Here is a 15,918-nt window from a genome sequence, read left to right as displayed (position 1 = left end):
ATGGTCATCCTTCCCGGGCAATGTGCGGAGGAATCTCGACATCAGCTTCCTTTTCCATTCGAACCTCGACGCCATCGTCAACGAGCTGGTCCGTAATACTTCCTGATAAATTTAAAGAACTCCAGAAAACATCTGAATCACCAATCGCTGTAATGACAAATGGCGCAGGATGTTTAACGCCATCCACATTCACCACAGGACCCACACAATTGATATTACTCGTATGAGAAATGCGCTGTCCATTAATAGCAATTGCTTCTGCACCTGTTACGTATAACTCATGTATGACCATACGAATATGTTCTTCGTGTACGATATAATCATTTGGGTTCTCACTTGCAGGAATATAGGAGCTGTCTTCAAGGGATACACGTATACCTTGTCCTTGAACAGGAACTTCCCCGACAACCTTTCTTAGTTTCTTCGCTTCTTCTACCATATTAAAAGACTTCTTTTCTTGATTGGCTAATTGGCTTTCCATTTTATTCACTGACTTTAGAGTACCTTCAAGCTCGTCTTGCAATTTGCGGTTTTCCCTTTGTAAGGATAGAATCGATGTCCTTAATTGATCTTCTCTACGCCATTGATCATTCGTTGGACGTTGATCCTCTTCGTTTGCAATTTGATAGGAAAAAGAGATCATAAACCCTGTGACGAGCAGTACTAGGGAGTAGATTACATACTTACCTCTAACCTTCATCCGTACTTTCTTCCTTCCCGTCTTCCTTTTCAAAAGGCTCAAATCTAGGTGATTCTGACATATATATGATGCCTTCTTTGCTACCTTCAAGCTTGTCTACTATGGATGGGTAGTACTGCATATATTCCGCAAAATTATGAATTCTCGACTGCACTTCGTATCCATCGTTCATATATAACGTAATCCGCTGACTATCGTTTTCCGTTGGAGAATGATGAATTTCTGAAATTCGAATTCGAATACTAGCTGATAAGTCCGAAAGTTCAGCAGCCATTCTTTCTGTCAATTCGTTGTCTCCCCATCCAATCAATATAGGTGCATTGGTAGGTACAGTTGACTCTGAGACCTTCGGCAATGTTTTCCCGTTCTGTAATAGAGGGTAATAACTCCCCTCATTCACGGCAAAGGCTACCTTTTCAAATTCTGTCACCTGAATTTTGACCTTGTTTGGAAAGATTTTATCAACGTTCACAGACTCAACTTGAACAAATTTTTTCACTTCAGCTTCAACAGCTTTTTCATTGACTGACCAGTAATTTGTATTTGTTGATAGGGTTATTTGGGACATGATTTTTTCTTCAGGAATAACCTCATTCCCCTTAATTTCAATCGTTTTCACATTGCTTAAAGGAGATTGGAAATAAACAATAACCAAGATGAGCAAAAAGAAAAAAGAAACATAGAATATCATTCTACGATTAGCCTTCTGTTTACGTTGTTCCTTCAGTTTGGGAATTCGATCTTCAAGTGTCGTAACCTTCTTATTTTCCATAAGGTCTCCTCCATTAATCGAGGACTTAGAAAGATTGAAAACGGCATAACGCTTTTATGCCGTTCTTACATACATGTCCACTATTATAATATACATCTATTCATTAGTATTATAGCATATTAAAATGGAACATTAATCCATCTTTCTGCTTCATTTTTCCTTTTTATTCTTTTTCTCGACCAATCATTTCGACCTCTGTCTCCATATGAATGTCATACTTGTCCTTAATAGTGTTTTTCACTAAATCGATGAGGTCTAAAACATCTTTTGCTGTTGCATCACCTGTATTCACAATAAAGTTAGCGTGCAAATCAGAGATTTGAGCCCCTCCGATCGAATGCCCCTTTAAACCAGAACTTTCAATTAAATGACCTGCATGTTCAGGAAGGGGATTACGGAAAACACTACCGCAACATGGATAATTCCACGGTTGTGTCTCTTTACGATAGTCCTTATTCTTTTGCATGATTGCTGTGATTTGTTCCCGGTTCCCTTCTTTAAGACTTAAGACAGCTTCCAAGCATATTCCGGGTTTTCTCTGAAGGATTGATGTCCGATAAGAAAATTCCATCTCCTCATTAGAAAGCCACTCCATAGTCCCATCCTCAAAAAGGATATGTGCTTTAACAAGTATTTCGGACATGTCAGAGCCGTGAGCACCAGCATTCATAAACACTGCTCCCCCAAGTGAACCAGGAATACCACTTGCAAATTCTAATCCTGATAACCCTTTTCTACTCATTATCGTAGAAAGTTTAACTAATGAATATCCACCACCGACGGTGATTTCTTCGCCATTTTCCTCTAAGTGGTCAAGCCCCTTACCAAGCTTAATGACAACACCCTCAATACCACCATCTGATACGAGAAGGTTAGATCCCCTGCCAATTGCTGTCCATTGTAAATGGTTTTCTTTAATGATACGAATTGCCTTTTCCAAATCTTGAATTGTGTTAGGTTCAATTAGTAGGTCTGCTGGACCACCAATTTTCATCGTCGTATGCTTGGCAAGTGGTTCATTCTCAGTCACTTTACCTATATTTTCATCATTTAATTTCTTTATAATATCCTTCATTTCACCGACACCACCTTAAATATCTCTATAATATGATATGCACTAAACATGTACATAGCTAAACATGGTATAGAAAAGAAATCCGCAATCGCTATAAACCAAGAAAAGGCACTGAATCATTTGAAATGAGACAACCCTTTTCTATACCCCTAAAGATAGCTTTCCATACGTACAAAAAAAGAAACTTGGCATGAGCCAAGCTAATCGTTCTTCGAGCATACGTACTTCTCAATTTTAATTGAATGGTAGGTTGATGTCCAATGTCAGTACCGAGCATATCGACTTACGTTCAAAAGTACGCCTAATGCCATGAGCATAAGTGTCAACGACGAACCTCCATAACTTAAAAAGGGAAGTGTAATGCCGGTAACTGGCATCAAACCTGTAACCACCCCGATATTAATCATCACTTGAATGGCAATCATACCAATGATTCCTATCGATAAAAGGCTACCAAATAGATCAGGCGCACCAAGGGCAATTCTGATCCCACGCCACAGGAGAAGCCCAAACAGCAACAATACGAGTGATCCACCTATAAAGCCTAATTCTTCGGTTAAAATTGCAAAAATAAAATCGGTTTGTGGTTCTGGTAAATATCCGAATTTCTGGCGACTTTGTCCGAGTCCAAGGCCTAATAATCCACCTGGACCAATTGCATATAAGGATTGAATAATTTGAAAACCACTACCGAGAGGGTCGCTCCATGGGTCTAGGAAAGACGTAATTCTCTTGATTCTGTATGGTGCAGAAATAATAAGAGCCACAAAGCCAATTAGACCTATGAAACCTAGCCAAACAAAGTGACTCACACGCGCTCCAGCAACATAAATCATAACAACACAAGTGGCAACAAGTACTGCACCAGTACCAAGATCCGGTTGGAGCATGATCATGCCGAATGCAAGCATGACTACTCCAAGAGAAGGTACTAACCCTTTCTTAAATGAAGTGATTTTCTTCTGATTCATGGCTAAATACCGTGCAAGAAATGCAATCATCGCTAGTTTGGTGAATTCTGAGGGCTGGATTGAGAAAGCTCCCACACCGATCCAGCTTCTTGCACCACCTCGCACCAATCCGATGCCAGGAATAAGGACAGCAACCAATAGAATAAAACAACCTAATAGAAGTAACTTTGACCAATTGGACCAGTTCCAGTAATCCACTTGCATAATTAAAAACATTGCAAATATACCTAGACCAGCAAACAAAAGTTGACGCTTAGCAAAGAAGAATGCATCATCAAATCGAATTTCAGCCCACTGAGCACTTGCACTATACACAGTAATAATTCCAATCGCTAGAAGTGTCAACGTCACACTTACTAGCACAAAATCTGGTGTTTTCTTAGCCTTAGGCAATCAAGACACCTCGAATCTAAAGGTTTATCCGTCCTATTACCTAAGTTTATGCACTGCACTGATAAACATGTCCCCTCTTTGCTCGAAAGAAGGATATTGATCCCAACTCGCACAAGCTGGAGATAATAATACAATATCGTCAGATTCAGCTATTTCATCTGCAACAGGAACGGCTTTCTCAACATTATCAACATGTTGGACGACCTTTATTCCTGCAGCTGTTGCAGTTTTCACTAATTTAGGGGCGGTCTCTCCAAAAGTAATCACCGCTTTAACATTCTTTAAATAAGGGATAAGACCGTCAAAGTCATTTCCACGATCTAAACCACCTGCTAAGAGTATAACCGGGTTTTTGAAAGCGGCAAGCGCCTTCTGAGTTGCAAGTATATTGGTTGCTTTAGAGTCATTATAATATTTCACGCTGTTATGAGTAGTAACGAACTGTAGCCGGTGCTTCACTCCACCAAATGTTTTCAAAGCTTTGATAATTTGTTCATTTATTCCACCAGCTAATTTAGCTGCAGCTACAGCTGACAATACATTCTCTAAATTGTGTTCTCCGGGTAACGCTACATCTTCTAATGAAATAATTAACTCATTATTAAAGAAAATCTGTCCATCTTTTACATATGCACCATGATCTAATACACGCTTTGTACTAAATGGAACCTTTGTCCCTTTAACATCTTGGACAAGTGCTTCTACATACTCATCCTCGGCATTATAAATACAATAATCGTCAGGGGTTTGATTCTTGAACAAACGTGCCTTCGCTTTGCCATAATCCTCAAGCGTCCCATGATAGTCTAAATGTGCCTCAAACAAGTTTAACAAAATACCGATATGCGGCTTGAAAGTATCAATCCCCATCAGTTGGAAACTAGAAAGCTCTGCAACGATGGTTTCATCTGCGTTCGTTTTATCCGCAACTTCACTCAATACTGTACCGATATTTCCCGCAATATGTGTAGGTCTTGTCCCACCTTCTAGCATTTTCCCCACTAGAGTAGTTGTTGTCGTCTTACCATTAGAACCTGTGATGCCAATCATTAATGCATCAGTTAAATAGGATGCGAGTTCAACTTCTGTATAGACTGGTATGTTCATTTCGAGGGCAGTATGAATAAGTGGATTACTGTATGGGATACCAGGGTTTTTTACAATGAAATCGAGTTGTCTGTCTAACAAATGTAATGGATGACCACCACAATGGACTTCTATCCCTCTTGCATGTAATGCCTTAGCTTCTTCATTTTGTTCAAATTCTTTCTTGTCATTTACTATGACCTTGGCCCCGTGCTTGTTTAATAGCTTAGCTGCTGCAGAACCACTTTTCGCCAGTCCTACAACTAATACGCTCTTATTTTGTAATTCATGCGATCGGCTCAATTTACATCAACACCTCGATATAGATTCCAAGACTAGCTAACAACAGCCCTGCAGCCCAAAATGTGACAACAATTCGCCACTCACTCCAACCATTCAGCTCATAGTGATGATGAAGAGGACTCATCTTAAAGACTCGCTTCCCAGTTGTTTTGAATGAAACGACTTGTATCATGACTGATAGTGTCTCCATAACAAATACTCCACCAATTAAGACAAGCAGAAGTTCGGTTTTCGTTAAAATTGCAACTGCTGCAATCGCACCACCTAATGCGAGAGAGCCTGTGTCACCCATAAATACCTTTGCTGGGTGGGCATTGAATACGAGGAAACCTAACAATGAACCAACTACAGCTAGACAGAATAAAGCAACATCAAGATCTAATTGGCTAGACGCAATCACTGCAAACGCACCAAAAGCAATGGCTGCAGTACCAGCTAGTAAACCATCAAGTCCGTCTGTTAAATTAACCGCATTAGATGCGCCAACAAGCATGACAATGATTAAGATGAAGTAGAACCATCCAAATTCAATAGACAAGTCTGTACCAGGAACAGAAAGAGTCGTTGAAATACCTGCCTGTTTCATACCAAAATAAAAGATGATTGCAATGACAAGCTGACCAAGCAACTTTTGCTTAGAGGTTAAGCCTAAATTTCTTTTCTTGACCACTTTAATATAATCATCGATAAATCCGATAAGACCGTAACCAAATGTAACGAATAGCAAGATCATGATTTCGACTGATAATAAACCGAAGAACCATGAGATTAATAATGTAGATAATAATAATGATACGATAATAACAATTCCACCCATAGTAGGTGTCCCTGACTTTTTTTGATGCGATTTAGGTCCTTCTTCACGAATGCTTTGCCCGAACTTCAAACGTTTCAAGAACGGTATGAAAATCGGAGAAAGAACGACAGCTACAACAAACGAAGCCAGAAGGGTAACAATTAGTGCTGTATCCATTTCTTTTAACCCCTCCATATATTTATTGAATAAAGTTGTTTTCCTTATACCACTTAGCGATGATTTTGTTGAAGAATCGCTTGGCGAGCAACCTCTCGGTCATCAAAATCAAACGTTTTGTCACCTATAATTTGATAGGTTTCATGACCTTTCCCAGCAATGAGAATGATATCATTTGCTTTGGCTTTACGAATAGCAGTCTCAATTGCTTGTTTTCGATCGGTAATGGATGTGAATGATTGATCCTCTACCCCTGATTCCATATCGGCTAAAATTTGTTCTGGTGATTCAGTTCTAGGATTATCTGATGTGAATATGGCATAATCAGAGTTGGCAACCGCAATTTGGGCCATGATCGGCCGCTTCGTACGATCGCGATTTCCACCGCAACCTACAATGACTTGCACATCCCCTTCAGAGAACTCACCAATTGTAGTAAGAACATTTTCTAAACTGTCTGGTGTATGTGCATAGTCAACGATTACTGTAAATGGTTGTCCTTCGTCAATAACTTCAAATCTGCCAGGAACACCATCCAAATGTTCGATTGTTTCTACCATTTTATGTTCATCAAGTCCTGCTGCAATTCCAGCTGAAAACGAAGCAAGAATGTTATACACACTAAACTTTCCAACTAATTTCATTTTGACATCATACATACCCTTAAGTGTCTTAAGCTTAAATTCTGTTCCTTTACCGGATATCTTAATATCTTTTGCCATAATATCACTAACATTCTGTATCCCGTAGGTCATCACTTGTGCAGCTGTCATCTTTTTCAATTCAGTAGTAGCAGAATCATCAGCATTTAATATGGCTAGCTTTTGTTTCTTTTTATCATATGTATTACCTAGTTGAGAAAACAGAAGCCCTTTTGCATGTAAATATTTCTCCATCGTTTCATGATAGTCAAGGTGATCTTGAGACAAATTAGTAAAGACCGCAATATCATAATCACAACCTCTTACTCTCCCCATCTCCAATGCATGGGACGAAACTTCCATGAAAGCACTGTCCACTTGTTCATCAACCATTTTCGCAAATGATTTTTGAAGGAATGGTGCCTCAGGTGTGGTGTTTGCAACAGGGTACTTTTGATTATTAATTCTCATCTCAATTGTACCAATTACCCCTGTCCTTTTCTCTTGGTTTTGGAACAAAGTATCCATAATATGTGTGACTGTTGTCTTACCGTTTGTCCCTGTTACCCCAATCAACTGGAGCTTATGAGTCGGTTGATCATAGAACTCATCAGACAAAATCGCCATCGCATGTCTACTATCAGATACTAAAATAACAGGTACTGTTGTATCAACCATTCTTTCTGCAACAATGGCAGTTGCGCCTTTCGCTACAACATCTCCAACATAGTTGTGTCCATCAAAGTTCTCACCGCTAATGCATATAAACAGGTTTCCCTTTTCTACTTTCCTTGAATCCATTTCAATATTCGTGATTTCAGGATCACTTTCGTTGTGTAATTCATAAACCATTAATTTCTTTAATATTGCGCTTAATTTCTTCATCAATTAAATATCCTTCCTTTTCAAATCTTGATTTCCTATGCAAAAAGAAGTGTCGAACACTCCTACAACAGTCTCTTTCTGAAGTATACTGCAGAGATTGTTGAAATGAAAGAATGTCAGACACTATTTCGCTTAATTGATTATCATAGATAACATTTTAATCTTCTGTAGGGGATTTGTCACCCATATAGAGCTGTATCGTTGAACCTACTGCCATCTTAATGCCAGGTTCAGGAGCTTGGTCAATAACCGTATCCCCTTCTCCAACAGTAATAATTTTAAGCTCATAAAAAGCTTTATGAATATCTTGCCTTGATTTTCCTTTTAAATCCGGAATTTCAATTAAAGGTTGATCTAGCCAAGTCAGTTCTTTTTCTATTTGCTCTTTCCTTCTGGGTACTTCCATAGCTGTCAGACTGTCTTCAATGATATTCCCTACAATTGGAGCCGCCACTACACCTCCAAATTGAACTGTACCTTTCGGATTATCAACCGCAATATAAACGACAATTTGAGGATTGTCAGCAGGTGCGAAGCCGATGAATGAAACAATATGATTGTTCTCCAAATATTTTCCATTTACTGCTTTCTGAGCCGTCCCTGTCTTGCCTCCTACACGGTAACCGTCTACGAAGGCCCCTTTCCCTGTACCTTTAGCAACTACACTTTCAAGAGCTGCTCTGACTTCCTTAGAAGTTTCCTCTGAAATGACTCTACGCTTCATTTCAGGTGCAGATTTCATTACCGTTTCTCCAGTTAGAGGATTAAGCCATTCTTTTGCAACGTATGGTGTATACAAATATCCTCCGTTTACTGCAGCTGCTACAGCTGCTACTTGTTGAATAGGCGTCACAGATACCCCTTGACCAAAAGCAGTTGTCGCAAGTTCTAGAGGACCTACATTATCTAAATTAAACAAGATCCCTGTACTTTCACCTTGTAGATCGATTCCAGTTTTCGTTCCAAAACCAAAATCTTTTATATAAGAAAATAATTTCTCTTTTCCTAACCGCTGCCCTAATACAACAAACCCAGGGTTACATGAATTCTGAACCACTTCTAGATACGTTTCACTTCCGTGTCCGCCCTTTTTCCAACATCTTAGCTTTCTACCTGCTACTTCGATGGATCCAGGATCGTGGATCGTATCTTTTTGTAGGTCTACTTTATTTTCTTCAAGAGCGGCTGCTAAGGTAATGATCTTAAATGTAGATCCAGGCTCGTACGTACTCCATACAGGCTTATTTCGATTATAGATCTCTTGGGGAACATCTCTGAATTCTTCTGGATTGTAATCCGGTCTACTCGACATCCCTAGAATTTCTCCCGTGTTTGGATCCATTGCAATGGCGACGACTCCGTCCGGGTTATACGTCGCAACCGCAATATCTAATTCTCGTTCTATGATGGACTGTACTTTAGAATCAATAGTTAATTTTAAATCCATACCATCCTTAGGAGCCTCGTATTCATCTGAAAGTGAAGGCATTCTATTCCCTCTTACATCTGTATAAAAAGAAACATGCCCCTTCTCGCCTTTTAAGTATTTATCATATTGAAGTTCAAGACCTGTTAATCCTTGGTTATCAATTCCTACGAAGCCGAGGACATGTGATAAATAACTGCCATTTGGGTAATGACGCTTACTATCTTCACCGATAAAAACACCTGGGAGATCGAACCCTCGAATTTCGTTCGCTTTCTCATTGCTAATCTTCTTAGCACCTTTAATATTAACAATGGATTCTTTTTGGGTAATTGTCTTGTACACTTTCATCTCGCTTAAATTAAGGGCCGCTGCTAGCTTCCTAGCGGTGGATGCATGATCCTTAACTTGTTTTGGCACGACAAAAACCGTTGGTGCGCTTACATTCATCGCAATCGGGACGCCATTGCGATCTAAGATCTCTCCCCTTTTCGGTTCAAACGGAACATTTCTGCTCCAAGAATCTAATGCTAGCCCTGTTAGCCAGTCTCCTTTTACGAACTGAACATAAGCTAAACGACCTAGTATGATAAATAGAAAGATGAGACCGGCTACAAATATAAAAATAAGCCGCCTCCGCACTGTTACATTTGAAACGCGCACAAAACCAACCTCCTTGGCTGTTAAGCTCGTTCCAAATATATGCTTGTACAGAGACAGCTAGAACATATCAGTTATTCTTCTTCTCTTTCTTATCCGACTGAGGTACGTCCTCCATTTCTTTTAGTTCTTGAGGAGATTTCAATTCGACAACGAGTGGAGCGCCTTCTTTTACGGTCGCCCCTTTTGCAAGACTTTGTAAACTTACATAACCGTTCCCGGTAAATTCTGGTGTTTTCAAATCTAATGCTTTCGCAAGCCTTAGCACTTCTGATCGACTCATCCCAGTGAGGTCAGGCATTTTCACCTTACCTTTTGTTTTAAGGAAAACTCTTTCGCCTTTTAATAGTTTTGTTCCGGCATACGGTGCTTGACTAATAATTTGATCACCTTGACCAAATACATGAACATTCAATCCCTTTTCTTCTAAATCCCGTTTAGTCGAAATCGATGACTCCCCGACTAGATCCGCAACCTCAACGCCTTTAATAGACGCCTCTGATTTTTCAGAGCTTTCTTCAGGATTAATGTTCAAGTATTGAAGCCCCCCCTTCATAACAGGGTTGAACACTTTTGAAACAGGGACAGAGCCGGACTCTCTTCCATCTTCTAAATCTGGACGATCAATCGCAACGTATACGAGAAGCTTAGGATCGTCAGCAGGTGCCATGCCGAGGAACGAGAACATGTAATTATCCCAACTACTCACACCATCTTCTTTTGCCCACAATTGAGCAGTACCTGTTTTACCAGCAACGTCATATCCATCAATGTCATAATTTTTTCCTGTTCCTTCTGTTACTACAGTCCTTAAAAGATCCCTGACTTCTTTTGCTGTATCAGATGATATCGGTTCACCAACGACAGTAGGTTTTGCGTTTTGAATGGCTTTCTTCGTGCTAGGGTCTACCATCTTTTCAATTACATATGGTTTCATCATCTTCCCACCGTTCGCAATGGCAGTAGCTGCTTGAATTTGTTGAATTGGAGTGATGGCACTACCTTGTCCAAATGCAGTAGTAATTTTATCAGATTCATAACGGTCTTGGATAATCGGCTTTCCTTCTCCAGGAATGTTAATACCTGTTTTCTCATCAAATTCCCAACGCTCATTGATATATTCGTAGAGCTTTTCAAATCCTAATTGCTCTTTCGCTATTTTTGCAAATGCAACGTTAGATGATTTCCGTACTCCCTCATTATATGAGATTTTCCCCCAACCTCTTCCGCTGTTATGATCCCTATACTTTTCATATTTAGTTTTATAAACCCCTGATTGATACTCGGCGTTTCCATTATAAACGCCTTCCTCAATAGCGGTAGCTAAGGTGAATATCTTCATCGTAGAACCAGGCTCAAATGCTGAGCTCACTGCATAGTTCGTATAGTTTGTAATGTCACGTACGTTTGGGTTGAAGCTTGGGCGATTGGACATGGCGAGAATTTGTCCTGTTTTCGGATCCGCCACGATTCCAATCATCCGTTTTGGGTGATATTCCTCATCTACATTATTCATTGCTTTTTCAAGAAATAGTTGAATTTTCTCGTCGATTGTTAAATAAACACTAGCGCCATGCTTAGGCTCTTTAATGACTTCTTTCGGGTCTGGTAGCTTTAAACCCTCTCCATCACTTTGATACTTCAACATGCCGTCTTGTTCTTGTAAATATTTATCTAATGCTTTCTCGAGACCCATCGCGCCTTTGCGATTGCCATCCTCATCGTTCGTAGCAAAACCGATGATATGAGAAGCAAAATCTTGATTTGGATAATGACGCTTCGTCTCCCTATTGAAGTCTATCCCTTTAATTTCAAGTGCCTTAATTTCTTCCATCTTTGAGTGACTAATCTTATTACCACCCGGACCTAATTCAACCTGGAAAGCATCTCGACTCATTAAATCTCTGAGTCTTGATTCTGACATGTTCAAGATTGGAGCAAGTTTGCTAGCTGCTTCAGCTGGGTCCTCAATGTGATTCGAGTAGTCTTCATTTAAAATCGCGATGACCGTATAGGAAGGAATATCTTCTGCAATTGCTTTACCGTTCCGATCATAAATTGTCCCTCGATTTGCATCAAGACGGTCACTTTTTGTCCACTTTTTCTCAGCCCACTTTTCTAAATCCACACCTTCAGCTTTTCCTGTCCAACCTAAATAGAAATAACGACCGATTAATAAGAAAAAGAGCAGGACAAATATCAAAGATAATATCACTGCTCCTTTGTTAATATTTGAATTCTTCTTTTCAATCATCCGAATCACACCTAATCAATTATTGACTACTTTAACGTTCTTATCGTCAAATTTCATGCCAAGTTTATCCTCGGCATAATTCATGATTCTTAACGGCTCACTTAATTCGGATTTTTCAAGTGTCAGGTCATTCACTTTTTTGTTTTGTTGATCAATCTTCTGTTCAATAACTTGAATATCTTTGTTTACAGTGTACATTTCAGCATAGTTAGAAATGATGAAAATAGACGTGACAAGCATAAGGATCCCCGCTATTGACCAAAGTACCTTTTCACCTTTTGTAAACCTCGAAAGTTTACGTTTAACATGTGTTTTCGGTTGTGGGTTTTGAACACTTTCTGTATTTCTCTGTACTTGATGGGCTAAATTACTCATACCCTCTCCCCTTTCTATCTTTTCTCAGCGATTCTCAATTTTGATGATCTCGCTCTTCTATTTTTCTCTGTTTCTTCTGTTTCAGGTGTTATTGGTTTACGAGTAATCAAATTCATGTTGGGTTGGTACTCGTCTGGAATAGCAGGCATTCCACGTGGTAGATCTGGTACACTACTCTCTTCTTTTAGGACTCTTTTACACAACCGATCTTCTAACGAATGGAACGTAATGACACAAATTCTACCGTTCTGATTGAGCAGTTCAATTCCATCCCTGAGTGCCTCTTCAAATGCATTCATTTCATCATTAACCGCGATCCGAATGGCTTGGAAGGTTCTCTTGGCAGGATGACCACCTTTTCTACGCGCTCTTGCCGGAATCGCTTCTTTAATGATATCAACTAATTCTCCCGTGGTTTCAATTGGTTGACGTTCTCGGTAAGATTCAATTTTCCTTGCAATGGATTTCGCGAATTTCTCTTCTCCATATTTAAATAATATAGAGACAATTTGTTCATAAGGCCATTCATTCACAACTCGATAAGCCGTTAATTCGCTTGATTGATCCATTCTCATATCTAAGGGTGCGTTCTGGTGGTAGCTGAATCCACGGTCCGCTTCGTCTAATTGAGGTGAAGAAACACCTAAATCGAACAATATTCCGTCAACACCACTAATCCCTTGTTCCATAAGTTCTTGTTTCAAATGCCTGAAGTTAGACTGGATGATACTGAATTTACCTTCGAATTGAGAAAGTCTTTCTTTCGCATGGTTAATTGCTGTGATATCTTGGTCGAATGCATATACATGGCCTGTAGTGAGGCGCTTCGCAATTTCCTCTGTATGACCTGCTCCTCCTAAAGTACAGTCCACATAAATGCCATTTTCTTTAATGTTTAGTCCTTTAATTGCTTCTTCTTTTAATACGGTTTCATGTTCAAACATTGTGTTCCCTCAATTTCTACATGTAAGCAAAGCTGTTGTGTCCTGTTCTAAAGGTCAAAATCCATAAGACTTTCAGCAATCTCACCAAATGAGTCTTCAGACTTGGCAAAGTATTCTTCCCAAACTTGCTTGTTCCAAATCTCAATTCGATTACTTACACCTATGACGACACAGTCCTTATCCAACTTTGCATATTGTCGTAGTGTAGATGCAATGTTCACACGACCTTGTTTATCTAACTGGCATTCTGCTGCACCAGAGAAGAAAAATCGTGTAAATGCACGTGCATCCTTTTTCGTAAATGGGAGAGCTTTTAATTTCTCTTCAAGCTGCTTCCATTCCTCAAGAGGGTATCCAAAAATACATTGGTCTAATCCTCTCGTTAGTACAAAAGTGGATCCTAAATCATCACGGAATTTCGAGGGGATAATCATTCTTCCCTTATCGTCAATGGTATGTAAATGCTCTCCCATGAACATAGACGGATCCCCCTCCCCACTTTCATCCCTAAGTCTACCACAACTCCCCACTTTTCACCACTTGTTTTAGTATTCGTTTGAACATAAAAAAATCCTGCTGTTCCCAGCAGGATTTTGAAAAGTTTTCATCGATTATTTACTACACAATCGGCAACTTTTTTCTGACATATACATACGAATTGAACGATAAAACTTCAGCACATTTTCTACTTCTTGGTGGAATTGACCGAAATACCACTTTTTGAAATATACAAATGAATTTTTTTGAAGAATCATGTACCGATTAAATACAAACAATTTGTAGATTGCCGTTCCATTTATACCGTTGTGCAATCAATTCTTGGATCATTTCCATACCATATTCGTTAATATAATAAAATATATTCAAAATGCGTTCTTGAGGCTGACCATTTGGCAGTAAATGCGCTTGTATATAATCATATTTTCTTAGCTCCACCTCGTGTTGTCTATGAATAGAACGCTCCATACTTTTTTTGAGATAGTTAATCTGGTTCTCTATAATGGTCCAATTCTTCTCAGTTACTTGTTGTAATCCTTTGTCCAAGGATAAAGCAGAATGCTTCAACTGATCATGCTCTTCTTTAAATATCTGTAATGACTTCGTTATTTGAGCATCTAGATCAAAAGATACTTGATCCGACAACCATTTTTCTTTCTCTTTTTGGGTACCCGTTTTCAACACACTCTTCAAATCAAGTTTTGTTTCATCTAACATTTTTTGAGTGGTTCTGTCTACTAGCGCTAGTGATAACCTAGGTACAATTGGAGGCATCGTAACATTATGAACTTCAAAGACTGATTTAAGCATACTCCAGTAAGAAACTTCACCCGGTCCCGCAACGAACGCAAGTGTAGGGAGAATCAACTCTTGCATTAAAGGACGAGTAACCACATTGTTACTTAGTCGGTGAGGCGTCTCTTTTGCAATGTTTAACAACTCTTCCTTCGAATATAGACATTCATTATTCTTACCACGAAAGTGACCATCTTCTCTAATGAGCAATACTCTCGCATCTTGTTCTTCAATGAATAAGTGCGAATTGTTCTCTTCAGACTCAATTAATGAGGGATATCCTAGTGAATGTAATTGCTCACTACCTTTCTGAAATGCCCCATCAATTTCTTCAGTATTTGCAATCATTGCTTGGAATGTTGCAGACTCAAGTTTTCTTATTTCTGGATGGTGAGCGTCCATCATGACAAGACCTTGATCTTCAAACAGTTTTAACATAAGGTAAGCGAAAAAATCTGTCATCGAAGTTGAATGATCAACTGCATCTTCCATCAATTGTTTCAAGTCTTGCGTATGTTTCTTCTCCCCGAATGAACGAATGACTTCATCGACCCATTGACGCAGTCTGTCTTTCTCAAGTCGTATGTTAGAAACCGACCTCTTACCTTCATTCATTAATATTTTCTTCTTGATGATGTCATTTTTCTGAATAACATTGATATGATTCACTTCATCAAAATCATGATCTTCTCCAGCAATCCAGAAGACTGGAACTACTGGTGCACCAAGTTGCTTTTCTTTTTCTTTAGCAAACAGGATCGCAGACATACATTTATGTATTGAATAGAGAGGACCTGTTAAAAGTCCTGCTTGTTGTCCGGTAACGACAACCGTTGTATCGGGATTTTTCAAACGGTCAATATTATCAAATGTTTTCTCAGAAGCTGGTAGATGAAGATGGAAAGCCTTAAGGTGATTATGTAATGCTTCTCTTTGGAATTTTCTTTCTTTTAGAGCTTTCCAACGTTGAAAATAGCTTTCCTCATCCATTGGGTCATAGTGAAACAAACTCCGTACACTTTCATCCCCAGAAAGGTAAGCGGTATATAGGTCATCTTTTTTCGTATATGGTAAATCATGCACATTCATAACGTTCTTCCTTTCTAAGTCACACCGTCACTTTGCGAATATGAGTATAGCAAATTTATGGGGTACTCTTAAACAATT

13 protein-coding genes are annotated in these 15,918 nt (G+C 39.2%); all 13 read right to left on the bottom strand.

Annotation, left to right across the window (positions count from 1 at the left end; genetic code table 11):
• Positions 1-4: 4 nt before the first annotated feature.
• Entirely contained in the window at positions 5-700 is a 696-nt protein-coding gene (locus L2716_RS04680) for a DUF881 domain-containing protein (RefSeq protein ID WP_236332261.1), read from the bottom strand.
• Positions 690-1,472: a cell division protein FtsQ/DivIB gene (locus L2716_RS04675; protein WP_236332259.1), complete on the bottom strand. Its 783-nt coding sequence runs from the start codon at positions 1,470-1,472 to the stop codon at positions 690-692. The genes L2716_RS04680 and L2716_RS04675 overlap by 11 nt, the downstream gene beginning before the upstream one ends.
• Before the next feature lie 163 nt (positions 1,473-1,635).
• Entirely contained in the window at positions 1,636-2,547 is a 912-nt protein-coding gene (gene murB / locus L2716_RS04670; RefSeq protein ID WP_236332257.1) for a UDP-N-acetylmuramate dehydrogenase, read from the bottom strand.
• Positions 2,548-2,810: 263 nt separating this feature from the next.
• Positions 2,811-3,911 (bottom strand): stage V sporulation protein E, encoded by a 1,101-nt coding sequence (gene spoVE, locus L2716_RS04665; RefSeq protein ID WP_236332255.1) that lies wholly within the window; start codon positions 3,909-3,911, stop codon positions 2,811-2,813.
• A gap of 36 nt (positions 3,912-3,947) precedes the next feature.
• Positions 3,948-5,300 carry a UDP-N-acetylmuramoyl-L-alanine--D-glutamate ligase gene (gene murD, locus L2716_RS04660; RefSeq protein WP_236332253.1) on the bottom strand — a complete coding sequence of 451 codons (1,353 nt, stop codon included), beginning with the start codon at positions 5,298-5,300 and terminating at the stop codon, positions 3,948-3,950.
• Position 5,301: 1 nt separating this feature from the next.
• Positions 5,302-6,273 carry a phospho-N-acetylmuramoyl-pentapeptide-transferase gene (gene mraY, locus L2716_RS04655; protein WP_236332251.1) on the bottom strand — a complete coding sequence of 324 codons (972 nt, stop codon included), beginning with the start codon at positions 6,271-6,273 and terminating at the stop codon, positions 5,302-5,304.
• Between the two features lie 53 nt (positions 6,274-6,326).
• Complete coding sequence (locus L2716_RS04650) at positions 6,327-7,799, bottom strand: UDP-N-acetylmuramoyl-L-alanyl-D-glutamate--2,6-diaminopimelate ligase (protein WP_268963940.1); 1,473 nt, start codon at positions 7,797-7,799, stop codon at positions 6,327-6,329.
• 157 nt (positions 7,800-7,956) lie between these two features.
• A complete protein-coding gene (locus L2716_RS04645; protein ID WP_236332249.1) occupies positions 7,957-9,888 on the bottom strand; it encodes a stage V sporulation protein D in 1,932 nt (643 codons plus the stop codon).
• 67 nt (positions 9,889-9,955) lie between these two features.
• On the bottom strand, positions 9,956-12,139 hold the full coding sequence (locus L2716_RS04640; protein ID WP_236332247.1) for a penicillin-binding protein: 2,184 nt from the start codon (positions 12,137-12,139) through the stop codon (positions 9,956-9,958).
• A 15-nt stretch (positions 12,140-12,154) separates the two neighbouring features.
• On the bottom strand, positions 12,155-12,514 hold the full coding sequence (gene ftsL / locus L2716_RS04635) for a cell division protein FtsL (RefSeq protein ID WP_236332245.1): 360 nt from the start codon (positions 12,512-12,514) through the stop codon (positions 12,155-12,157).
• Positions 12,515-12,528: 14 nt separating this feature from the next.
• Positions 12,529-13,458: a 16S rRNA (cytosine(1402)-N(4))-methyltransferase RsmH gene (rsmH, locus tag L2716_RS04630; protein ID WP_236332243.1), complete on the bottom strand. Its 930-nt coding sequence runs from the start codon at positions 13,456-13,458 to the stop codon at positions 12,529-12,531.
• Positions 13,459-13,505: 47 nt separating this feature from the next.
• Positions 13,506-13,937 carry a division/cell wall cluster transcriptional repressor MraZ gene (gene mraZ / locus L2716_RS04625; protein WP_236332240.1) on the bottom strand — a complete coding sequence of 144 codons (432 nt, stop codon included), beginning with the start codon at positions 13,935-13,937 and terminating at the stop codon, positions 13,506-13,508.
• 283 nt (positions 13,938-14,220) lie between these two features.
• Positions 14,221-15,840 carry a bacillithiol biosynthesis cysteine-adding enzyme BshC gene (gene bshC, locus L2716_RS04620; RefSeq protein ID WP_236332239.1) on the bottom strand — a complete coding sequence of 540 codons (1,620 nt, stop codon included), beginning with the start codon at positions 15,838-15,840 and terminating at the stop codon, positions 14,221-14,223.
• Positions 15,841-15,918 lie beyond the last annotated feature (78 nt).

It is taken from the genome of Pseudalkalibacillus berkeleyi (assembly GCF_021608225.1).
Classification (GTDB): domain Bacteria; phylum Bacillota; class Bacilli; order Bacillales; family Fictibacillaceae; genus Pseudalkalibacillus; species Pseudalkalibacillus berkeleyi.
This window is presented reverse-complemented; position numbering and strand designations above follow the sequence as displayed.

Excerpts from the sequence above, each read along its gene's own strand:
- L2716_RS04680 (WP_236332261.1), bottom strand. The coding sequence starts at position 700 with ATGAAGGTTAGAGGTAAGTATGTAATCTACTCCCTAGTACTGCTCGTC.
- rsmH (WP_236332243.1), bottom strand. The coding sequence starts at position 13,458 with ATGTTTGAACATGAAACCGTATTAAAAGAAGAAGCAATTAAAGGACTA.
- L2716_RS04640 (WP_236332247.1), bottom strand. The coding sequence starts at position 12,139 with ATGATTGAAAAGAAGAATTCAAATATTAACAAAGGAGCAGTGATATTA.
- murB (WP_236332257.1), bottom strand. The coding sequence starts at position 2,547 with ATGAAGGATATTATAAAGAAATTAAATGATGAAAATATAGGTAAAGTG.
- bshC (WP_236332239.1), bottom strand. The coding sequence starts at position 15,840 with ATGAATGTGCATGATTTACCATATACGAAAAAAGATGACCTATATACC.
- mraZ (WP_236332240.1), bottom strand. The coding sequence starts at position 13,937 with ATGTTCATGGGAGAGCATTTACATACCATTGACGATAAGGGAAGAATG.
- L2716_RS04675 (WP_236332259.1), bottom strand. The coding sequence starts at position 1,472 with ATGGAAAATAAGAAGGTTACGACACTTGAAGATCGAATTCCCAAACTG.
- mraY (WP_236332251.1), bottom strand. The coding sequence starts at position 6,273 with ATGGATACAGCACTAATTGTTACCCTTCTGGCTTCGTTTGTTGTAGCT.
- ftsL (WP_236332245.1), bottom strand. The coding sequence starts at position 12,514 with ATGAGTAATTTAGCCCATCAAGTACAGAGAAATACAGAAAGTGTTCAA.
- L2716_RS04650 (WP_268963940.1), bottom strand. The coding sequence starts at position 7,799 with ATGAAGAAATTAAGCGCAATATTAAAGAAATTAATGGTTTATGAATTA.